This is a genomic window from Kitasatospora sp. NPDC094015, assembly GCF_040304075.1.
GTDB lineage: Bacteria > Actinomycetota > Actinomycetes > Streptomycetales > Streptomycetaceae > Kitasatospora.
Genome location: NZ_JBEOUL010000023.1, coordinates 61,189 through 82,080, shown reverse-complemented (window position 1 = coordinate 82,080; position 20,892 = coordinate 61,189). Strand labels below are relative to the sequence as shown.

At 76.1% G+C, this 20,892-nt stretch carries 20 protein-coding genes; 8 read left to right on the top strand and 12 right to left on the bottom strand.

Annotation, left to right across the window (positions count from 1 at the left end; translation table 11 throughout):
- Positions 1–66: 66 nt before the first annotated feature.
- Both ABT014_RS24705 and ABT014_RS24700 read right to left on the bottom strand, forming a co-directional pair.
- On the bottom strand, positions 67–939 hold the full coding sequence (locus ABT014_RS24705; RefSeq protein WP_350641286.1) for a hypothetical protein: 873 nt from the start codon (positions 937–939) through the stop codon (positions 67–69).
- A gap of 85 nt (positions 940–1,024) precedes the next feature.
- The gene (locus tag ABT014_RS24700; protein WP_502895091.1) at positions 1,025–2,557 is read right to left on the bottom strand and encodes a hypothetical protein; all 1,533 of its coding nucleotides are present in this window, start codon (positions 2,555–2,557) and stop codon (positions 1,025–1,027) included.
- Between the two features lie 167 nt (positions 2,558–2,724).
- Here ABT014_RS24700 and ABT014_RS24695 point away from each other — a divergent pair, with 167 nt between their 5' ends.
- The 4 genes from ABT014_RS24695 (at position 2,725) to ABT014_RS24680 (ending at position 5,726) form a co-directional block, all read left to right on the top strand.
- On the top strand, positions 2,725–3,255 hold the full coding sequence (locus tag ABT014_RS24695; RefSeq protein WP_350641284.1) for a hypothetical protein: 531 nt from the start codon (positions 2,725–2,727) through the stop codon (positions 3,253–3,255).
- Positions 3,256–3,374: 119 nt separating this feature from the next.
- Entirely contained in the window at positions 3,375–4,151 is a 777-nt protein-coding gene (locus ABT014_RS24690; RefSeq protein ID WP_350641283.1) for a LamB/YcsF family protein, read from the top strand.
- Positions 4,151–4,780 (top strand): 5-oxoprolinase subunit B family protein, encoded by a 630-nt coding sequence (locus tag ABT014_RS24685; RefSeq protein ID WP_350641282.1) that lies wholly within the window; start codon positions 4,151–4,153, stop codon positions 4,778–4,780. Before ABT014_RS24690 ends, ABT014_RS24685 begins: the two co-directional genes overlap by 1 nt.
- Before the next feature lie 76 nt (positions 4,781–4,856).
- Positions 4,857–5,726 (top strand): 5-oxoprolinase subunit C family protein, encoded by an 870-nt coding sequence (locus ABT014_RS24680; RefSeq protein ID WP_350641325.1) that lies wholly within the window; start codon positions 4,857–4,859, stop codon positions 5,724–5,726.
- A gap of 129 nt (positions 5,727–5,855) precedes the next feature.
- On the opposite strand, the gene ABT014_RS24675 is transcribed toward ABT014_RS24680, so the two are convergent.
- Positions 5,856–7,256 carry a beta-propeller fold lactonase family protein gene (locus tag ABT014_RS24675; RefSeq protein WP_350641281.1) on the bottom strand — a complete coding sequence of 467 codons (1,401 nt, stop codon included), beginning with the start codon at positions 7,254–7,256 and terminating at the stop codon, positions 5,856–5,858.
- A gap of 368 nt (positions 7,257–7,624) precedes the next feature.
- Between ABT014_RS24675 and ABT014_RS24670 the strand changes: the two genes are divergently transcribed.
- Positions 7,625–8,500 carry an alpha/beta fold hydrolase gene (locus tag ABT014_RS24670; RefSeq protein ID WP_350641280.1) on the top strand — a complete coding sequence of 292 codons (876 nt, stop codon included), beginning with the start codon at positions 7,625–7,627 and terminating at the stop codon, positions 8,498–8,500.
- Here ABT014_RS24670 and ABT014_RS24665 read toward each other — a convergent pair.
- A complete protein-coding gene (locus ABT014_RS24665) occupies positions 8,497–9,309 on the bottom strand; it encodes an SDR family NAD(P)-dependent oxidoreductase (RefSeq protein ID WP_350641279.1) in 813 nt (270 codons plus the stop codon). The two genes, ABT014_RS24670 and ABT014_RS24665, sit on opposite strands and share 4 nt — an antisense overlap.
- Before the next feature lie 109 nt (positions 9,310–9,418).
- The gene (locus ABT014_RS24660; RefSeq protein WP_350641278.1) at positions 9,419–9,793 is read right to left on the bottom strand and encodes a hypothetical protein; all 375 of its coding nucleotides are present in this window, start codon (positions 9,791–9,793) and stop codon (positions 9,419–9,421) included.
- Between the two features lie 230 nt (positions 9,794–10,023).
- Between ABT014_RS24660 and ABT014_RS24655 the strand changes: the two genes are divergently transcribed.
- Complete coding sequence (locus ABT014_RS24655) at positions 10,024–10,869, top strand: undecaprenyl-diphosphate phosphatase (protein ID WP_502895094.1); 846 nt, start codon at positions 10,024–10,026, stop codon at positions 10,867–10,869.
- A 38-nt stretch (positions 10,870–10,907) separates the two neighbouring features.
- Here the strand turns inward: ABT014_RS24655 and ABT014_RS24650 are convergent, their stop codons facing one another.
- From ABT014_RS24650 to ABT014_RS24635, 4 genes are all read right to left on the bottom strand, one after another.
- Complete coding sequence (locus ABT014_RS24650; RefSeq protein WP_350641275.1) at positions 10,908–11,243, bottom strand: YnfA family protein; 336 nt, start codon at positions 11,241–11,243, stop codon at positions 10,908–10,910.
- Between the two features lie 104 nt (positions 11,244–11,347).
- Positions 11,348–12,082: a DUF1775 domain-containing protein gene (locus ABT014_RS24645; protein ID WP_350641274.1), complete on the bottom strand. Its 735-nt coding sequence runs from the start codon at positions 12,080–12,082 to the stop codon at positions 11,348–11,350.
- Positions 12,083–12,194: 112 nt separating this feature from the next.
- Positions 12,195–13,631, bottom strand: a complete 1,437-nt coding sequence (locus tag ABT014_RS24640; RefSeq protein ID WP_350641273.1) for a HEAT repeat domain-containing protein — start codon at positions 13,629–13,631, stop codon at positions 12,195–12,197.
- A 393-nt stretch (positions 13,632–14,024) separates the two neighbouring features.
- Entirely contained in the window at positions 14,025–15,494 is a 1,470-nt protein-coding gene (locus ABT014_RS24635; RefSeq protein WP_350641272.1) for a DNA-binding protein NsdB, read from the bottom strand.
- Between the two features lie 419 nt (positions 15,495–15,913).
- Here ABT014_RS24635 and ABT014_RS24630 point away from each other — a divergent pair, with 419 nt between their 5' ends.
- Positions 15,914–17,104, top strand: coding sequence for an aminoglycoside phosphotransferase family protein (locus ABT014_RS24630; protein WP_350641271.1), 1,191 nt, complete (start codon positions 15,914–15,916; stop codon positions 17,102–17,104).
- 31 nt (positions 17,105–17,135) lie between these two features.
- On the opposite strand, the gene ABT014_RS24625 is transcribed toward ABT014_RS24630, so the two are convergent.
- The 3 genes from ABT014_RS24625 to ABT014_RS24615 all read right to left on the bottom strand — a co-directional run bounded on the left by ABT014_RS24625 (position 17,136) and on the right by ABT014_RS24615 (position 20,117).
- Positions 17,136–18,323 (bottom strand): acyl-CoA dehydrogenase family protein, encoded by a 1,188-nt coding sequence (locus tag ABT014_RS24625; RefSeq protein WP_350641270.1) that lies wholly within the window; start codon positions 18,321–18,323, stop codon positions 17,136–17,138.
- 294 nt (positions 18,324–18,617) lie between these two features.
- Positions 18,618–19,112 carry a hypothetical protein gene (locus ABT014_RS24620; RefSeq protein WP_350641269.1) on the bottom strand — a complete coding sequence of 165 codons (495 nt, stop codon included), beginning with the start codon at positions 19,110–19,112 and terminating at the stop codon, positions 18,618–18,620.
- Positions 19,113–19,856: 744 nt separating this feature from the next.
- Entirely contained in the window at positions 19,857–20,117 is a 261-nt protein-coding gene (locus ABT014_RS24615) for a DUF397 domain-containing protein (RefSeq protein ID WP_350641268.1), read from the bottom strand.
- Positions 20,118–20,353: 236 nt separating this feature from the next.
- Here ABT014_RS24615 and ABT014_RS24610 point away from each other — a divergent pair, with 236 nt between their 5' ends.
- The gene (locus ABT014_RS24610; RefSeq protein ID WP_350641267.1) at positions 20,354–20,872 is read left to right on the top strand and encodes a PTS-dependent dihydroxyacetone kinase phosphotransferase subunit DhaM; all 519 of its coding nucleotides are present in this window, start codon (positions 20,354–20,356) and stop codon (positions 20,870–20,872) included.
- The last annotated feature ends 20 nt before the right edge of the window (positions 20,873–20,892 follow it).

Genomic DNA, 20,892 nt, shown 5'->3' with positions numbered 1-20,892 from the left:
TTCTCCAGAGGGCGGGGGTCGGTAGCAGGGGCGCAGGCGCTCGGCCGGGTGGGGGCCGGGCCGGGGTCAGAGCGAGTGGAAGGGCAGGCCCGCGTCGGCGACCAGGTCGTCGGAGTGGTCGGGCGGCAGGAGGGTCGGGGTGCCGTCGGTGACCGGGACCACGCCCAGGTCGGTGAGTTCCGCCATCGCGGCGCTGCCGGCCAGGTCGCGGACCTGGAGCTGGTAGCGGGCGGTGGTGCGGTAGGTGCCGCCGGCGTCGTCGGAGGTCTTCTGCAGGAAGCCGGAGTCGACCAGGAAGAGCACCGCCTTGGAGATGATGCCGATGGTGGAGCCGGCCAGCCGGCGGGCGTCCTTGGTGGCGCCGGTGGCCGAACGGCGGGCCCAGACCCGCCAGGCGGCCTCCAGGCCCGGTGCGTCGCTGGCCGGGTCGGAGTTGGCGCCCTCGGCCTCGGCGCGCTCCTCCAGGCGGCGGCAGGCCTGCCGGACGAACGCGTCCACGCCGTTGACGGTGACCCGGCCGAGGTAGCCCTCGTCGGCGAGGTCCTCGGGGCGGGGGAAGGCGAGCGCGGCGACCGCGAGGTGGGCCAGGCCGTGCAGGAAGCGGTCGGTGGACTCGGAGGCGGCCCGGCGCGAGTAGTCGCCCATCCGGACGGCGAAGACCGAGTCCTCGGCGGCGGCGACGGCCATGCCGGCCCGCGGCGACACCTCCAGCACCACCAGGCCCATGCCGGTGGCGACCGCGTCGGCGATCCGGGCGAAGCCCGGGTCCTCCCGGTGGCGGCGGACCAGCTCGGCGTACTCGGCGTCCCGGGCCGGGAGCAGCTTGGCCTGGAGGCCGAAGGAGACCAGCCGGGCGGCGTCGGCGACATCGGCCGGGGTGAGGGCGGCGGGCGCGGCGGGCGCGCTCTCGGGGGGCCAGGCCGTGTCGTGCGCGGTCATCACGGGCGGGGCTCCTTGGTGCGGGAGGGGGAGGCTTCGGTGCGGGACGGGGACGGCCGGGGGCCGGGGGCCGGCGCGGCGGGCATCAGCCGGCCTCCTTGCGGTCGGCCGCCATGCCCGCGGCGTCGAGGAGGGCGCTGCCGACGATCAGGTCGGCGCCGCCGAACTCCGGGTCGTCGAGGCGGGCGCCGTCGTCGACGGCGAACAGGAGGCGTTCCTCGCCCTGTCGGTAGGCGGTGCCGACCGGGGGGCTGGCGGCGTGCACGGCCAGCAGGGCGACCAGGTAGGGGAGGTCCGGGTCCTGGCGGCGGGCGTCGGCGAGCAGGCCGGAGAGTCGGCGCGGGGCGTCCGCGGGGAGGTCGAGCAGGTCGAGGGCCGCCTCCAGCTGGGCCTCGGAGAAGCGGCTGTCGTCGGGGGTGGCCACCAGGTCCGGTTCGGGCAGCTCGGCGCCCAGGTGCTCGCGCTCGACGGGCGGGGTGAGCAGCAGGTCGACCAGGTCGGCGACCCGCACCGAGACGGGGGTGCGCAGGCCGGCGCCGCGGGCGAAGAAGGCGTCGGTGGGCCGGGTCGCGCGGGCGACCGGGAGCTCCAGCAGCGGGGCGAGCAGGTGCCCGTACAGGTCGATGCCGCTGCGGGCGCCGGGGGTGGCGAAGGCCTGCCGGTCCTGCTCGGCGCGGAACAGCGGGCCGGCCTCCAGCAGCCGGGTCTGCAGCTGGGTGTGGCGGCGGATGCAGTCCTTGACGATGTCGACCAGCTCGGCGGCGCGGCGCTTGTGCTCCGGCTCCTCGGTCTCGTCCCGGGCCTTGCGGATGTTGGTGAGGATCGCGTTCTCGTGCCGGTAGCGGTCGGCGATGTGGTCGAGCGCCTCGTCGATCAGGTCCGGGACGGTCTCCATCCAGTCGACCGCCCGCACGTTGCGCCGGGTGGCCTCCAGGGCGCGGCGCAGCGTCTCGGCGTACTGGACGGTGCGGTAGCGGGCCTGCTCGGCGGCGAGCTGGGCGTCGGCGAGGCGGCCGCGCCGGATCAGCACCTCCAGCTTCACCTCGGCGGCGATCTGGGCGGAGGTGACGTCGGTGTCGAGCGCGCCGACCAGGACGTTGACCGCCTCGTCGGTGGTGCGCAGGTAGACGCCGCCGTCGGGCCCGGGGACCTCCTCGATCAGCTTGAAGTCGTAGTCGCGCCGGACGTAGCCGCCGTCGGGGGCGAAGGTGCCGTAGACGGCGCGGAAGCCGCGGTCGACGCTGCCGACGTTGATCAGCGACTCCAGCACCCAGCGGGCCACCCGCTCGTGCTCGGCGGTGGCCCGGCCGGGGTTCTGCGCGGCGATCCGGGGCAGCAGGCGGCCGAGCACTATGTCGCGGTCGGCGCCGGTGTCGAAGTCCATGTTGAGCGTGACCAGGTCGATCGCGGCCAGGCCGACCTCGGCCATGGTGTACGAGCCGTACTCCCCCGCCAGGTTGACCTTGCGGCTGTCGAGGTCGTGCAGCGGCGCGGTGCAGGCCAGGGCCTTGAGGCGGCGGGCCAGCCCCTCGTCGGCGGCGGGCCCGGGCGCGGGCCGCGCGGCCGCGGCGGGCGGCCGGAGCTGCTGGTCGGCGGGCTGGTCTGCGATGGCGGTCACGGTGGACAACTTTAGAGGTTCGCACCGACAAGGGCCGAAACGAGCCCTGATGTACCGGTTGACCCTTCTCCGAAGCAATGTTGAACATGTTCAATTTTACCTCTAGGGTCATCCCGAGCAGGTCGGGGAGCCTCCCCGGCCGAGCCGTCGAGCTGGGGACGTGGAACATGGCGGACAACCCGGAGCAGCTGCGCCGGAACGTGCGGCGCTGGCTGTGGATCTTCATCGTGTGCCTGGTGCTGAGCGGCCTGACCGCCTTCCCGCTGGAGACCGAGACCCGCTGGCTGGCCGACGCGGTCGGCGGCGGCCCGCTCGGCGACCACTTCCCGGCGCTGGCCGACTGGACCGGGCGGGTCGGCCGCGGCGTGGCCGAGACCAACGCCCGCTACCCCTTCCTCGCCTACGGCACCGACTGGCTGGCCTTCGCCCACCTGGTGATCGCCGCCGCCTTCTGGGGGCCGCTCAAGGACCCGGTGCGCAACGTCTGGGTGATCCGCTGGGCCGTGCTGGCCTGCGCCGGGATCATCCCGCTGGCACTGATCTGCGGCCCGCTCCGCGGCATCCCGCTGTACTGGCGATTCGTCGACATGTCGTTCGGCGTCATCGGCGTGCTGCCGCTGCTCCTCGTGCTCCGCGGCATCCGCCGGCTGGAGTGGGCGCAGGCGCTCGGGAGCGGCCCGGCGGCCCCGGCGGCCTGACCCCGGCCGGGCGCGCCACGCCGCTCGCGGGGCGCGCCCGGCCCGCCGCTGATCCTGCGTCAACGCGGCGCCGCGCAGGCTCTACGATCGGCGCAGGAGCTGCTGGGAGGCGGGCAGGCGTGGCCGAGACGGTGATCGATCTCAACGCGGACCTCGGTGAGGGGTTCGGGCGGTGGACACTGACGGACGACGAGGCACTGTTGTCCGTGGTGACCAGCGCCAACGTGGCGTGCGGCTTCCACGCCGGCGACCCGTCCACGATGCGCCGGGTCTGCGCCCTGGCCGCCGAACGCGGGGTGCGGATCGGCGCCCAGGTCTCCTACCGGGACCTGGCCGGCTTCGGCCGCCGGGCGATGGACGTGCCGCCCGAGGAGCTGGCCGACGAGATCGCGTACCAGATCGGCGCCCTCCAGGTCTTCGCCCGCGCGGCCGGCTCCCGGGTCTCCTACGTGAAACCGCACGGCGCGCTCTACAACCGGGTGGTGCAGGACAGCGAGCAGGCGGAGGCGGTGGTCTCCGGCGTGCTGCGGGCCGGGGCGGTGTGCGACGGCCCGCTGCCGGTGCTCGGCCTGCCCGGCTCGCGGCTGCTGGCGGTGGCCGAGGGGGTGGGGCTGCCGGTGGTGACGGAAGCTTTCGCCGACCGCGCCTACACCTGGGCCGGCACCCTCGTCCCGCGGGGCGATCCGGAGGCCGTGGTGCACGATCCGGAGACGGTCATCGCCCGCGCGGTGAGCATCGCCCGGGACGGCGAGGTGACCGCGGTCGGCGGCGAGCTGGTGGACGTCTCGGCCCGCTCGCTGTGCGTGCACGGCGACACCCCGGGCGCGGCGCAGCTGGCCTGGCGGGTCCGCGGGGCGCTGGCCTCCGCCGGGGTGCGGGTGGAGGCCTTCGTCTGATGGCCGGGCGCCCGGTGGTCCGGTGGGTCGGGGAGGACGCGCTGCTGGTGGAGCTGGACTCGGCCGAACGGGTGGCGGCGCTGTACGCCCTGCTGACAGCCCGGCGGGCCGAGCTCCCGGCGGTCACCGAGATCGTCCCGGCGGCCCGCACCGTGCTGCTGGACGGGGTCGCCGACCGCCCGTCACTGGCCCGGCTGCTGGCCGGTCTCGACCTGGCCGGGCACCCGCCGGCCGACGGACCGCTGGTGGAGATCCCGACCCGCTACGACGGCGCCGACCTGGCCGAGGTCGCGGCCGGCTGGGGCGTCTCCCCCGAGGCCGCCGTCCGGGTCCACAGCACCCCCGAGTACCGGGTCGCCTTCTGCGGCTTCGCCCCCGGCTTCGGCTACCTGACCGGCCTGCCCGACGGGTACGGGGTGCCCCGGCGGGCCACCCCGCGCAGCTCCGTCCCGGCCGGCTCGGTCGCGCTGGCCGGCCCGTACACCGGCGTCTACCCGCGCTCCTCGCCCGGCGGCTGGCAGCTGCTGGGCCGGACCGCCACCGTGCTCTGGGACCTCGACCGGGAGCCGGCCGCGCTGCTCGCCCCCGGGGTCCGGGTGCGGTTCGTCCCGGTGGCCGGCGATGGCTGAGCCGACGGCGACCGGGCCGGCCGGGGCCGAGCGGGCGGCGACCGGGCCGGCCGGGGCCGAGCCGACAGCGACCGGGATGGCCCGGACGGAGCTGGCGGTGGTGCGGCCCGGACCGCTCACCACCGTGCAGGACCTGGGGCGGCGCGGGGTCGCGCACCTGGGCGTGCCGCGCGCCGGGGCGCTCGACGAGCCCGCGCTGCGCGCCGCCAACCGCCTGGTGGGCAACCCGGACGGGGCCGCCGCCCTGGAGACCACCCTCGGCGGGGTCGCGCTGCGGGCGCTCGCCCCCGCCGTGGTGGCGGTGACCGGCGCCCCGGCCCCGGTGACCGTGGACGGCCGGCCGGCGCCCTGGGGCGCGGCCGTCGCGCTGCCGGCGGGCGCGGTGGTCGAGGTCGGGGCGGCCACCCACGGCGTGCGGAGCTACCTGGCGGTGGCGGGCGGCCTCGCGGTGCCGCCGGTGCTGGGCAGCCGCTCGGCGGACCTGCTCTCCGGGCTCGGACCGCCCCCGCTCGCGGCCGGCGACCGACTGCCGGTCGGCCCGGCGGCCGCCGGCCCGCGGGCCGGACTGGTGCCGCTGCCCGGCCCGCCCGGCGAACTCGTGCTGCGGCTGCGGCCGGGACCGCACGACGACTGGTTCGCCGACCTGGCCGGCCTGGCCCGCGCCGTCCACCGGGTCGCCGCGGCCAGCAACCGGGTGGCGCTGCGCACCGAGGGACCGCCGCTGGCACGCGCCCGCGGCGGTGAACTGCCCAGCGCCGGCATGGTGCTGGGAGCCGTCCAGGTGCCGCCCGACGGCCACCCGGTGATCTTCCTGGCCGACCACCCCACCACCGGTGGCTACCCGGTGGTGGGCGTGGTGCCGCGGGCGGATCTGGCCGCCGCCGCGCAGGCCCGGCCGGGCACACCCGTGCGGTTCCTGCTGGTCCGCGGCCCGGGCGGCGGATGACGGCTGCCCAGGCGGCGGGTGACGGCTGCCCGGGCGGGGCGGTGGACGGCCGCCCGGGCGGCGGGTGGCGGCCGCCCGGCCGGCCCTCTGCCGGCCGGCCGGGCGGGGTCCGAGGGGGCCCGCCGGGTCTCAGCAGCGGACCAGCAGCACCGAGACGACCGTGCAGGTGGCGCTGGAGCTGTCGTTGACCGCGACGGGATCGGCCGGGGTCGAGGCGGTGCGCACGGCCGTCGCGGTCACCGGCCCGAGGCCCAGCAGGCCGACCGCGCTGCGGAAGGTCGAGGTGGCACCGGTACCGACCGGGAGCGCGCCGTAGGTGCAGGTGACCGTACGGCCGGCGGTGGTGCAGCCCGCGCTGAGGTTGGTGGCCGTCGCGCCGGCCGGCAGCGTGGTCGTGACGGTGGCCGAACCGGCCGCCGCCGGACCCTGGTTGCGCACCGTCAGGGTGTAGCCGATGGCGCCCGGCAGCAGGGCCGGGGCCTGCGCGGTGAGCGAGACGGCGAGGTCGGCCTTGGGCAGCACCGGCGGGCGCGGCACGAACGCCACCCCGGACGGGAAGGCGCCGACCGCGGTGGTCGTGGTCACCAGGTTGGCGGCGGTGTCCACCACGGCCAGCGTGCCGCTGCCGACCGCGGTGACGTACAGCTGGGCGCCGGAGGGGCTGACGGCGAGGGCGGCGGGTGCCGGGCCGACCGCGATCGTGCCGGTCACCGTGTTGCTGGCGGTGTCGATCACGGAGACGGTGTCGTCCGCCAGATCGGCCACGTACGCCCGGGCGCCCGAGGGGTCGAGCGCGACGGCGTGCGGGATCCGGCCGACCGGGACGGTGGCGGTCACCGTCATGGAGGCGGTGTCGACCACCGAGACGCTCGCGGCGTAGGAGTTGGCCACGTACAGCCGGGTGCCCGCAGGGTTCAGCGCGGCCGCGACCGGGCCGGAGCCGACCGGGACGGTCGCGGACACCGCCCGGGTCGCGAGGTCGATCACGGTCACGGTGTGGCCGCCCGCGTCGGCGGTGAAGGCGTGGGCACCGACCGGGTCGACCACCACGGCGTTGGGGCCCGGGCCGACCGGCACGGTGCCGGTCACCGTGTCGGCGGCGGTGTCGATCACGGACACCGAGTTGTCGCCCGCGTTGGCGACGTAGGCGTGGGCGCCGGTCGGATCCAGCGCCACCGCGCTCGGGAACGCGCCGACCGGGACGGTGGCCGTCACCGTGTTGCTCACGGTGTCGACCACCGAGACCGTCGCGTCGCGCAGGTTCGCCACGTACACCCGGGTGCCGGCCGGATCGACCGCCAGCCCGTCCGGGCCCCGGCCGACCGGGACGGTGGCGATCACCCCGTGGGTGGTGGCGTCCAGCACCGACAGGGTGTTGTCGTCCGTGTTGACCACGTACGCGCGGTCGGCGAGCGCCGTGGCCGCCCCCGCGGGCGGGGCCGCGAGCCCTGCCCCGGCGGCTAACGCAACGGCGGCGGCGGCCAGAACGGCCAGTCTCGGACGGCGGCGACGGGCGACGGCACGGGACATCCGGGTGCTCCTTCTCGGTGGCTTCGCAGCGGGCGGGCTTCGCGGTGAGCAGGGCTTCGCGGTGAGCAGGGCTTCGCGGTGCAGGGCTTCGCGGGGCGGCGGCGGGTCCGGGCGGGGCGCGTTCGTGCTCGTTCGTGCGCGGGTCGGCAGGGCAGCGGAGCAGCGGGCAGCACGGGCGCCGGATCGGGCGCGGTCGCGACGAGTAGCAACCTAGGGGCGCTGCGTGATCGGCACAAGACCCGGTCCCCAGTGCCACGGTGGGGCCGGCGGCGCTCGCGAGCGGCCCCGGCGGCGAACGCCCAGACTGGTGCCGTGACCGGGGACGGCCGGCAGACCGGCGAACCGGCCAGCGGCAGGGAGGAGCGGCGATGGCCGAGCACGTGGTCCGGGTCGACGGCGTCGAGCTGTGCAGCGAGGCCCTCGGCGACCCGACCCACCCGCCGGTCCTGCTCGTGATGGGCGCCGGGGCCTCGATGATCCACTGGGACGAAGGCTTCTGCCGGCTGCTCGCCGCGGGCGGGCGCTTCGTGATCCGGTACGACCACCGCGACACCGGACGCTCCACCTGCTACCCACCGGGCCACCCCGGGTACACCGGCGCCGACCTGGTGGCGGACGCCGTGCGGGTGCTGGACGGCCACCGGATCGGGGCCGCGCACCTGGTGGGCGTCTCGGCTGGCGGCGCGCTGGTCCAGCTGCTCGCGCTGCGCCACCCCGAGCGGGCCTGCTCGCTCACGCTGATCAGCACCACCGCCGCTCTCCCCGGCGGCGGTGAACTCCCGCCGCCGACCGAGGAGTTCCTCCGGTACGTGACGTCCGCGCCGACGGCGGGCGCCGATCCGCAGGCGGCGGTCGAGCAGCAGGTCGACCACGCCCGGGTGCTCTCGGGCGGGCGGCGCCCGTTCGACGAGGCCGCCGCCCGCAGCCTGGCCCGCCGCGACGCCGAGCGCGCCCGCGACCTCGCCGCGGCCCGCAACCACGACGCGCTGCCGGACGGCGACCTCCCGACCGCGCCGCTGTCCTCGATCACCGCGCCCACCCTGGTGATCCACGGCAGCGCCGATCCGATGTTCCCGCTGCCGCACGGCGCCGCGCTGGCACGGCGGATCCCCGGCGCCCGGCTGCTCACCCTCCCCGACGCCGGCCACGGGCTGGAGCCGGCCGACCGCAGCACGGTCGCCACCGCGATCATCGACCACACCGCCCCGGGGCGCAGCGGCCCGGGGCGCAGCAGCCCGCCCTAGTGGGCCAAGTAGCCGCCGTCCACCGGGAGGACGACGCCGGTGATGAACGAGGCCTCGTCGGAGGCCAGGAAGAGGATCGCCCGCGCCACCTCCTCGGGCTCGCCGAGGCGCCCCATCGGGTGCTGGCGGACGATCTCCGAGAGGTACTCGGGGCCGCCCGGCTCCTGCGGCAGCCGGCGGACCCGGTCGGTGTTGATCGTGCCCGGGGCGACCGCGTTGATCCGGATGCCCCGGGCCGCCCATTCGACGGCCAGGTGCTTGGTCAGCCCGCTCGCGACGAACTTGGCGGGCCCGTACACCGCTTGGCCCGACTGACCGGCCAGGCCGGAGATCGAGGAGAGGCAGACGATCGCGCCCCGGCCGGCCGGGGCCATCCGCTCGATCGCGTACTTGCAGGTGAGGAACATGCCGCGGCCGTCGACCGCCATCACCCGGTCCCAGTCCTCGGGGGTGGCGTCCAGGACGGTGTGCAGCGGGAGGATGCCGGCGTTGGCCACCAGGACGTCGATCCCGCCGTAGCAGGTGACCGACTCGTCGATCATGCGCCGGGCGTCGGCCGGCTCCGAGACGTCGCCGACCACCACGCGCACCTGCGCCCCGGTCGCCGCCAACGCCCCGCGCAGGGCTTCGAGTTCGGCCGCGTCCAGGTCGGTGATCACCAGCCGGGCGCCCTCGGCGGCGAAGAGTTCGGCGGTGGCGCGACCGATGCCGCGGGCCGCGCCGGTCACCACCGCGGCCCGGCCGGCCAGTCGCCCGCCGGGTGACCCGGATTCCTCACCCGTCGACCGCGCGCCCGCCGTTGCCGTCATGGTCCGCTCCCGTCCGTCCGGTTCCTGCCCGGGTACCAGGGTGGCGCACCAGGGCGCCCCGGACGGGCGCGGCACGCGGTGCGGGTGCGGTACGTGGCGCAGGCGTGGATCAGCGCCCGACCGCGGCCAGCAGTGCCGCCGGATCGTGGACGCTGAGCCGCAGTTCGCGAAGCCGGACCGGCAGCCCGATCGCCCTGGCCCGCACCCGCGGTTCGAGCTCCAGCCGGACCAGCCCCTGCGCGGAGCCGTTCACCAGCCAGTACCCGCCGAAGCCGTGGACGCCGAAGCCGCTCACCGACCGGGTGTCCGGGACCGCCGCCCGGATCGACGCGAGCGGGATCTCCGCCCGGAACGCCCATCCCATCCGCACCGTCAGCACCCCGCCGGACAGCCGGGCCGCGGCGCGGCGCGGGCCCAGCCCGAGCGGGGTGGCCAGGGCGGTGAACCAACCGTCGTACCTGACCGTGAACTCGTTCGATGACATCCCATCAGCTTCACACCGGGAGGCCGGCACCGGAAGCGGGCCGCTACACGATCTTGATGTACCGGCCAGATTCACGTCATCTCAGCCGCTTATCATCACAGCTCGCGCCGCCACGGTGCCCAGCACCGTTCGCGTCCTGCCCGGGTGCCGGTCCGGCCATGCCTCCCGCCACGACGAACAGGACCGCAGATGCGCATCCACCGACCGACGACCATGGCCGGTGTCCGGTGATCGACTGGTTCCACGGGGCCGTGCTCGGCCTGATCCAGGGGCTGACCGAGTTCCTCCCGATCTCCTCCAGCGCCCATCTGCGGGTGTTCTCCGCCCTGTTGGGCTGGGACGACCCCGGCGCCGCGTTCACGGCGGTGACCCAGCTGGGCACGGAGGCGGCGGTGCTGATCTACTTCCGCAAGGACATCGCCGCGATCGTCTCGGCCTGGACGGTGGCACTCGTCCGCCCCGAGCGCCGGCAGGACCCGAACGCCCGGCTCGGCTGGTTCGTGATCATCGGAACGCTGCCGATCGGCCTGATCGGCGCCGCGTTCCAGGACACCATCGAGACCTCGCTGCGCGACCTGCGGGTGATCGGCACCACCCTGATCGTGTTCGGCCTGATCCTCGCGGTGGCCGACCGCAGCCGCGCCGTCCGCCACGCGCGTCCGATCAGCTCGCTCACCCTGCCGCACGCGGTCGGGTACGGCCTGGCCCAGGCGCTGGCCCTGATCCCCGGGGTGTCCCGCTCCGGCGGCACGATCAGCGCCGGCCTGCTGCTCGGCTACAGCCGGGAGGCGGCGGCGCGGTACTCGTTCCTGCTGGCCGTCCCCGCCGTCCTGGCCTCCGGCACGCTGGAGCTGTTCAAGATCGGCGAGGGGCCGGCCCCGGCCTGGGGACCGACCCTGCTGGCCACCGCGATCGCCTTCGTGGTGGGTTACGCCGCGATCGCGTGGTTCCTGAAGTACATCTCCCGCAACAGCTTCCTGCCGTTCGTGGTGTACCGGGTGCTGCTCGGGGTGGCGCTGATCGTGCTGGTCGGCACCGGCCACCTGGCCGCCGACGCCGGTGCCACCACCGAGTAGCGGGTCCCACCGCCGCGGCGCCGACCTGCGACGGAAGGTCAGCGGCCGCGCGGGGCGTACATGATGACGGCGACGCCGGCCAGGCAGATCAGGGCGCCGATGACGTCGGCGCGGTCCGGCCGGTAGCCGTCCACGGCCATCCCCCAGGCCAGCGATCCGGCGACGAACACACCACCGTAGGCGGCGAGGATCCGCCCGAAGTCGGCGTCCTCCTGGAGGGTGGCGACGAAGCCGTAGATGCCGAGCGCGATGACGCCGGCGCCGATCCAGGCCCAGCCCCTGTGCTCGCGCACGCCTTGCCACACCAGCCAGGCGCCGCCGATCTCGAACAGGGCGGCGGCGGCGAACAGGGCGATGGAGCGCAGGACGGTCATGACCGGCAACCCTACGGGCGTGGGGCGGCGGCCGGTCACCGGCAGGTCGGGCAGCGCGCGAGTCCGGGTACCGGGTGCAGGGGCGGGCGGGGGCGCCGTCCCGGTCAGCCGCGGTCTGCGCGGCGGCGCCAGGTCCAGAACGCGGCCGCCGCCACCAGCAGGACGGCCGCCACCACGGCCAGCGCGGTACGGGTGCCCGAGGAGCCGTCCGACTGCTCCGCCGGGGCCGCGGCGGGCGGTGCCGCCGGGCTCGCGACCGCAGCGGTGGACACGGCGGTCGACGCGGCGGTGGACGGGGCCGCGGACGGCTGCGCGCCGGCGGCCGTGGGGCTCGCGGCGAGCGGTACGGCCCCCGGGGCGGCGGCGGTGAGCTTCAGCACCGGCGCGGGGTGGGCCGGGTTCGGCGCCCCCTGCGGCAGCTCGATCCAGCGGTCGATCCGGCCGTCGGTGTAGCCGACCAGCGACTTGAAGGCGAGCTCCGGGGCGTCCGGCAGCTGCCGGACCTTGATCGAGTACTTGGCGTCCGCTCCCGGCGCCGGGGCGGGCCCGGCCACCGCGTAGCCGTCCGCGATCGGGCTCAGCGTCCACCCCGCGGGGCCCTCGGCCAGGCTCACGTCACCGGGCTGCAGGCCCTCCGGCAGCACCACCCGGATCTCCTTGATCCCCGCGGTGGAGGACTCCCCCTCGGCGTCGAAGGCGATCACGGCGTCCGCCGCCAGCGCCTGCGGGGTGGCGGACTCCACCTCGACGTGGGCGGAGGCGGGGCCGGCCAGGACCAGGGCACCGGCCAGGACCGCGGCCGGAACGGCGACACGGGCGAGCAGACGGGAACGCTGCATGGGTCCAGCACACTCCTGCGGGGCGACGGGACGGCGTCGAGGAGGCGGCGCCGCTTGGCGGGGCGCATCCATCATGCCAGCCCCGGCCGGCGGAGCAGGGGGCCTTGCCGGGTCAACCCCGCTCGCGCGCCGTCAGCCGGCCGCGCACGGCGGCGTGCACCTCGGCCTCCTCGGCCGGATCCGCGGCCAGCCGCCGCAGGCGCTCCAGCACCCGCACGTCGCCGGTGGTGGTGACGTGCCGGGCGGCCAGCTCGCGGGTGGTCTCCTCGCAGTCCCAGAGGCACTCGACGGCAGGACCCTCGCCGAAGTGCGGGTCGGTGACCGAGAGCGCCTGGGCAGCTCTGCCGCGCAGCTCGGAGGAGACCGCCTCGCCGTAGACGTGGCGCAGGGCCGGGACGGCTGCGGCGGCGGCCAGCCGCCCCGCGCCGTCGACCAGCGACCCCAGCCCGTGGCCGGTGACCCCGCGCACCGAGATCCAGCGCCGCAGGGCGTCCACCACCAGCGGACCGTCGGCCGGCTCGCCGGCGTCCGCCAGCAGCTGGCAGGCGCGCTCGCCGAGGGCACTGTCGGCGCCGCCGGTGGCCGGATCGGCCCAGCGGCGGGCGTGCGCCAGCGCCTCGGGGCCGCGCATCCGGCCGAGCACCTCCAGCGCGGCGGCGACCACCCGCTCGTCCACGTCCGCCGCGGCGGCCTCGATCAACTCGGCGGCGGCCGGGTCGCGCTGCTCGACGAGGTGGCGCAGGACGGCGGTGCGGGCGCCGGGGGCGCCCGTCCGGGCGGCCTCCAGCAGGGCGGGCCGGTCCTCCGGGCGGACCACGGCGGTCAGGCAGCGGGCCGCGGCGGCGGCGCGTCGGGCGGGTGCCTCGGGATCGGTGGCGGCCGGGTCGGCCTGGTCGGCCCAGGCGAGCACGTCGGCGGTGCTCCAGCCGGGGGTGACCACACCGCGGCCCAGCTGGCGCTGCCAGAGGTCGAACGGGGACTGCTCGCTCGCGGTGGCGATCCGGGGGTGGTGCGCGGCCCACAGGCGCCAGGGCCTCGGCTCGTACGCGGCCCGGACGGCGGCCCGCAGCTCGGCGTCGCCCTCGGGGCCCTCGGGGAAGCGGCGCAGCACGGAGGGGGCCAGCGCCAGCAGCGAACGGTCGTCGTCGCGCAGCGCCAGCTCGTCCAGGGCCCAGGCCCAGTTCGTCCCGACGGCGGCGTAGCCGCGCAGCAGGTCCAGGGCGTCGCGGCGGCCGTAGGCGGCGAGGTGGCCGAGGACGGCGAGGGCGAGCCCGGTGCGGGCGTCGTCCCGGTCGATGCCGTCCTCGACGGAGTGCAGGTGCAGCTCGAGGCCGGTGAGCGGCGCCTCCAGCTCCATGTACAGCCGGGCGTAGTAGAGGGAGCGGTTCTCGAGCTGCCAGTCGGCGCGGGGGTCCTCGGTGACGCACTGCTCCAGGGCGGCGATCGCCTCGTCGCGGTCGGCGGCCAGGGCATGCAGTTGCCCGTCACCGCGGCCTCGCTGGAGGAGGCCGAGGAGGCTGGCACTTGGCGCTATCACTGGCTCGAACATGAGGTCAGCATCCGTTGCGGCGGTCGTCGAGGCAACGGGATTTCCGTCGCCGGGGTCGGTGAGGTCCTGCTCAGGCGCCCGGGCGCCGGAATCACCGAAGGCTACCGCCTGGTTGGCGGATCCGCACACAGGGCGACTCGAAACGGCCAGGTGCGGGCCACTGTGCCCCGGCCACGCCGCGGGTTGCGAGGGCCCCCGGCACAACCACCCGAAACCCCCACATCCGGGCACGGGCCGACGGGGGCGCCACGCCCCGCCGGCCCGTCACCCGGCGTGCCCGGAACGGAACGCTTCGTACCGGTAGCGCCCTTCGCCCGGCGCTCGACCGGGCGGCGGGTGGCGGGAACCGGGCAGCGGGCAGCGGGTAGCGAGCGCCGATCGCCCGCGGTGGCCTCAGACCGGACGGCGGCGGGCCGGGAGCACCGCCGTGATCTCCTCCCGGAGTTCGGCCACGGCCGGCAGCCCCTGGTAGCGGCCGGCCAGCCGGTACATCTCGCGCAGCCGGTCCCAGGTGCGCAGCGAGGAGGTCTGGTTGATCGCCGCCAGCGCCAGTTTGGCCTGCACCTGGGCGGCGTCCGGCTCGCCCGAGATCCAGTAGACGGAGGCGAGGGTGATCCGGTCCAGCAGCGCGGAACGCTCGCGCCCGGAGCCGGCCCGCAGGTCGATGGCCTGCCGGGCGTGGTACTCGGCGAGCCGGACGGCGCCCGGGTCGTGCTCGGCCAAGGTCCGGTAGACCAGCGCCTGCATGCCGTGCAGCTCGGCCTCGTTGAACAGCTGCATCCAGCTCGGCGGGGCCTCCTGCGGCTCCTGGACGAACAGCTCCTCGGCCTTGCCGAGCACCCGCCGGGTGGCCTCGGAGCGGCCGAGCGAGGCCTGCGCCCAGGCGTCCACGGTGTGCAGCATGGCGCGGGTCCTGGGCAGTGCGCGGTCGCCGGCGCTGGCGCGGGCCAGCTGCATGAGTTCGATCGCGTCGTCGGCCCGGCCGAGGTGGAGCATCTGGCGGGCGGCCCGGGAGATCGCCTCGCCGGCCCGGGGGCGGTCGTCGGCCTCCTTGGCGGCCTGCGCCGCGATCACGAAGTACCGCTGGGCGGTGGGCTCCAGGCCGACGTCGTGGGACATCCAGCCGGCCAGCACGGCCAGGTTGGCGGCCACCGTCCAGAGTCTGCGCTCCAGTGCCGGGTGGTGGCGGTGGGTCAGCAGGCCGCCGACCTCGTTGAGCTGGCCGACCACGGCCTTGCGCTGGAGGCCGCCGCCGCGGGAGGCGTCCCAGGCCCGGAACACCTCGACCGAGCGTTCCAGGGCGGTGACCTCCTCGGCGCCCACCGGGCCCGCGTCGTACACGTCGACCACCGGCCGGGGGCCGGCCTGGGTGAGCACCTGCCGGGGGCCCGGCCGGTCGGCCGCGTACGCCACCTCGCCGCTGTTGAGCCAGTCGTGGAGGTTGTCTGCGATGACGGTGCCCGCGGCGAGCGCGGCTCCCGCGCCCACCAGACCGCGTCGGTTCAGCATGAGGTCCATTCCCGTGAACTCGGTGAGGACCGCAGCCGTTCGATCCGGCTCCCAGGCTCGTTCCGACGCGGTGGTCGAGCCTGACCTGGTGGGCCGGTGTCGTTCCAGACCTAAGTCCTCAGTGGTGACGACACGGCCGAGCCGCTCCGTGAACACGGCGGCCAGCAGCCTGGGCACCGGATCGCGGGGGATCTCCCCCTGCTCGATCCAGCGCCGGACCCGCGAGGTGTCGGTGGACAGCTGCTGCTGCCCCATCGCCGCACCGCGTCGGTTGACCAGCCTCGCCAACTCGCCCTTGGACCAACCGGTCAGGGCGAAGAGGTCGGCCAGTCGGCTGTTCGGCCCCTTGCTCACGTGAAGCCCCCAGGTTCCTCGGCTGATTTCGACAGTAATGGCACTGTCATGTGCCACGCGACCATTCGCCAGGCTTCGCCAGGGTCCGCCACATGGTGTACCAGTGGTGATCGGGTGTCAGGTAGGAATGCGCCACCTCGACCTCGCTCCGAGGGCCCGGATCACCGGGCCGGGGCTTGGTCCCCCCGGCCGTTCGCGGTCTGCGGGGGCATCCTCCGAGGGGGTGGCGCGGCCGGGTGGCGCGGGGGCGTCGGGCACGGCACGGCAGTCGGGCACCACCGCATTTCCCCAGGGTGCGGAGGTCGCCGGACGGCCGGCTCCGCGCCCGACGCCCGCACTCCACCCCGGCCGGCCCCGGCGGAACCAGGAACCGCCGGTCGTCCAGTCGCCGTCGGCCAGGAAGGGACCCTCACCAGCCCATGTACTCCTCCGCCAGCACCGGCGCCCGCCCGTCGAATCCCACCCAGCTCGACGGCGGCGCTCCGCGCTACACCACCGGCCAGCCCCGCACCGGGCTCCGGCCACCCACCGCCGCGGGCGGCGGAAGGCCGGGCCCGCGCGGCGGCGAGCCGCGCGATCCCCGCGCGCTCGGCGTCCGCACCGCGCCGGCCGGCCGCCCGGCCGAGCCCGCCGTCCACCGCCCCGGCGGCGGACGCATGCTGACCTCCCGTACGCCCGAGGGGTTCGTGGACCGGGTCGACCCGGCCTCGCTGCAGACCCCCGCGGTGCGGGCCGCGCTCGCCAACATCTCGCGGATATGCCCCGCCTTCCTCCCCCGCCAGGTGCTCCGGGAGGGCAGCCGCCACATCCTCATCGCGGGCACCATCGGCCGGGCCCCCGTGGTCGCCAAGTGCCTGTCGCCGCAGGCGGCCCGCGGGCCGCAGAGCGAGCAGCTGGTGGAGCGCTTCCACCACGAGATCGCGGTCTACCGGGCCTTCGTCCGGCACCGTCCGCCGGTCCGGCTGCCCCGGCTGGTGGCGGCCGACCAGGACCGCTGCGTCCTGGTGCTGGAGCGGGTGCCCGGCCGGCCGGCCGCCCGCGAGCGGCACCCGGTCAACGCGCCCACCCCGGGCGAGGTGCGGGCCGTACTCGGCGCGGTGCGCACGCTCAACCTGTGGCGCCCGCCGACGGACGTGTTCGGCAAGCCGCTCGACTACCAGCTGGAGGTGGCCCGTTACCACTCGGTCGGCCAGCTCACCGACCGGGACGCGGGCGACCTGCGGCAGCTGCTGCACGGGCTGACGCACCTGCCCTGGCAGCTCTGCCACGGCGACGCGCTGCTGGGCAACCTGCTGCTCGCGCCCTCCGGCCCGGTGCTGCTCGACTGGGAGGAGGCCGGCTGGTACCTGCCCGGCTACGACCTGGCGGTGCTCTGGAGCGTGCTCTCCGGGGACAGCGCGGCCCGCCGCCAGATCAGCCAGCTGGCGCAGTCCGGCGGCACCCTGGCCCGGGACGCCTTCCTGGTCAACCTGGTCCTGGTGCTGATGCGGGAGCTGCGGCTGCACGACGTGCCGGGCGCCGGCGAGGAGCAGCGGATCATGATCCGCCGGCTGCACGACGACGCGGCGCTGGCCCGCCGCGCGGTCCGGGCGGCGGTGGGCACCCGCTGAGCTGCCGCCCACCGGGGCGGCGTACGGGAGTTCAGGGCCGGCGGGCCGTCCGGTCGAGGGCGGCCCGGCCGGCCGCCTCCAGCACGATCTCGTCGGCGGGGACGTAGGTGCGCCCGCTCAGCGCGTCCCGCAGGTAGCGCTCCAACGGGTGGCGCCGGCTCAGGCCCGGGTTGCCGGTGAGGGCGACCGCCTGCTGGACGGCCGTGGTGACGGCCCGGTCGACCAGCAGCTGGGCCGCACCGGTCCGGGCGACGGCGGCGGCCTCGCCGCGGTCCACCCCGGCCGCGAGGCCGTGCACCAGCTCCTCGGCGCCGATCAGCGCGAGCTCCGTCTCGCCCAGCGCGGCGCGGTAGCGCGGCAGCGCGGCGAGCGGCTCGCCCAGGTTGGCCGGGGTGCGCTGCTGGAGGAAGCGGGCCAGCCACTCCTGCGCCGCCCGGGCCACCCCGAGCTGGACGGCGGCGAGCGCCAGGTCCTGCCAGGCGCGGGTGGTCTCGGCCGCCGCCAGCTCGGCCGGTCCGGCACTGCCCGGCGCGGCGAGCCGCAGCGCGCCCTCGGGCCCGACCCGGACCTCGTCGAGCAGGACGTCGTGCCCGGCGCTGGCCCGCAGCCCGAGCTGGTCCCAGGTGGGGTCGATCTCGACGCCCTCGCTGTCGCCGCGCACCAGGAAGACGCCGACCCGGGGCACCTGTTCCTCGGTCCGTGCCCAGACCGCCATCCAGGCCAGCGCCTCGGCGCCCGCGCAGTCCGCCTTGCGGCCCGTCAACCGCCAGGCCTCGCCGTCCCACCGGGCCACGGTGGCGGGCAGCGGGCCGGCCTCGCCGCGTTCCGCGCGCAGGGTGTTGACCAGCGCGGGCCCGCGCCGGGACTCGGTGAGGAACCTGCGGTAGCCGGCCGCGGGCCAGGCCCCGGTCCTGGCCTGCTCGGCGTGCTGGAGCAGGGTGAAGGCGGTGAGCACCGCCACCGAGGCGTCGCCGCGGCCGAGTTGGGCGAGCACCCGGACGGTGTCGGCGAGCGTGCCGGCGGGGCCGCCGTAGCGGGCGGCGACCGTCAGGGTGAGCAGCCCGGCCTCGTGCACCGCCTCGACGCCCTGGTAGGGGAAGGTGCCGTCGCGGTCGTGCTCCTCGGCCCGGGCGGCCAGCAGGTCGACCACCCGGGGCAGCCGGGCGAGGGTCTCGGTGACGGCGGCGCGGTCGTCGACGGCAGGGACGGTCCTGGTCATGGGCGGGTGCCTCCGGGCTGCGGGGGATGCGGCATGGTGCGGGTGGCACGCGGACGGGCGTGCGCCGGCGGGATGCGGCACCCCGGGCTCCGGGGCGGGAGAGGACGGCCGACCGGCCCGTCCGGGTGCCACGGGCGGAGCGTGCTGCTCCGCCTCAGCGGCCCGGACACGACGCGCCGGCGTTCCGTCGCAGGTCGAGATGGGTGCGACGGGTCAGCAGCGGGAGGCGACGTGACATGGTCGTGACTGTACGAAGGGTCGATCGGCAGCGTCAAGCGACCCGGGAAGGCCCGGTCAGCCCTGCTGGAACAGGTCCGCGGGCAGCGGCTTGAGCAGCTGGTACAGGTCGTCCGAGACCGGCCGGTCCCAGGAGGCGATGGTGACCTGGACGCCGTCGCTGCGGCCGAACTGGGAGCAGAACACCCGCTCCTCGGAGACCTTGACCTTCTTGACGATCAGCAGGTCGTCGCCGAGCAGCACCGGGAAGTCCTCGGCCGAGACCAGCTCGACCGGCTCCTCGTGCTCCAGCGCCGCGAGGAGCTGGCGCACCTCGAACGGGACGCCGTCCTCGGACTCGCGGGCCGGGGAGCCCTCCGGCAGGTTGCCGATGAACATCGCCGGGCCCCGGCCGCCGAGCAGGTCGTACCGGAGGAAGATCCCCTGGCAGGAGCCGTCGGCACCGGTCATCATCATGGCCCCGAAGTGGCCGGGCCAGTCGCCCGGGTCCATCGCGAGCACGTCGAAGTCCGGGCCGGCGGGCGAGCCGGAGCGACGGCGGAGAAATGACATGACACCATCGTACGTGCCCCCGACCGGCCACCTCACGGCCGGGGGGCGATCGGGCGGAGATCTACGCTCAGGGACCAATGTTGACTCTGAGCAACCGTCCGGGCTACGTTCGGTTCAGCACGACAGCCGCTGTGGACTCGGTCCACCGGGGGGCGGCTTGTCCCAGCGCGCCGTTTTCCGCGTGTCTTCCAGTCGTTCACCTCGTCGCGCGGAGCACCTGCTCGGCCAGCTCCACCGGAGTCGGACACCGGAACCCCCGGGTCGGCACCGCACAACTCCACAGACCAGGTTCGCGGGGCCCCGGCCTGTCGCATCCGCGGACCTTGCCCGGGACACCGCCGCGTGGGGGCGTGCGGATCCCGGGCGAGGCAGCGCCCTCCGAGTAGCTCTCGGCGGGCGAGGCCGTCCTCCCGGCGACTGCCGGCCCTCTGGTGGGGCCGGGACCGGCAACGCACCTCGGTGCGGTGGGGATCACCACGGGAGGGAGTTCGTCATCGGCGCCGATGACGGGCAACACAGCGGGCGCCGTGCCATTACCGCGTGGGGGCGGTGGGCACGGCGTCTGCCTGCTCTCACTCTGATCCGATGCTTGTCGAACAGTCAACAAGAACCGGTCCATCAGAATTCATTTGTGACCTCGGTGAGCCCCGGATCGACACCACGGGTTCAACCGGGTACGGACGGCGGCACGCCCGGCGCCGGAGAGTGCCGCACCACGGCACCGGGCAGCCACCGCGGGCCGCCTCAGGTGAGGTCGAACTCGCCGTCCCGGGCACCGAGCACGAAGGCCCGCCACTCCGCCGGGGTGAAGATCAGCGCGGGCCCGTCCGGATCCCGGCTGTCCCGCATCGCGATGTAGCCCTCGACGAAGGCGATCTGCACCTCCCCGACCTCGGGATCGGCGCCCTGACTGCTGGACAGCCACTCGGCCCCGGTGAGGTCCAGCTCCGGCTTCCCGCTCACCGCGGGCGCCTGCGGACCGCCGTTCTCCACGCTCGTACTCATGCCGTGCTCCTCCCGATCCGTCCGGTGACCCAGCCTAGTCAGCGCCCTGCCGCCCGGCGGCGGATCGCGCGGGTTCGCCCCCTGGCCGGGCTGTGGTCGGGCGATCCGCCACCGGACCGGCGCACCACTGTGCTATGCGGTGACACGGCCGGATCCCGGCCCCGGCTTCAGCCCGGCGGGCTCGGTCGGCTGCGAGAGTGGGTGGCGACCCGTCCGCACGACCCAGGGAGCCGCCGATGGACCGCCGGGACGCCGTGGGCGCCGATGTCATCCCCATCTCCGACGCGCCGTCCGCGCCCGCCGACCCCCGGACCGCCTCGGTGCCGCGCCCGGCCCGGCCGACCGGCCTCGGCCGGGTGGGCGTGGTGCTGGTCTCGCACAGCCAGGAACTCGCCCTCGCGGTGCGGACGCTGGCGCTCGCGCTGGCCGACAGCCCCGACCCGGCACCGGTCGCCGCCACCGGCGGCAGCCTCGCCGACGGCCCGGGCAGCAGCGCGGTGCTGATCGCGGCGGCGGCCCGCCGGGTCGACCAGGGCCACGGGGTGGCCGTGCTGTGCGACCTGGACACGGCGGTCGGCACGGTGCTCGGCCTGCTCTCCGAGGCGGACGAGCACGGGCTGCCGTTCCCGGTCCGGTTCGCCGACGCGCCGTTCGTGGAAGGAGCGGTGGCCGCGGTGCTGACCGCGACCGCCGGCGGCGACCTCGCGGCCGTCCTCGACGCCGCCGAGGAGACCTACCGCCAGCACAAACTCTGAGGCAGAACGGGCATTTCCGG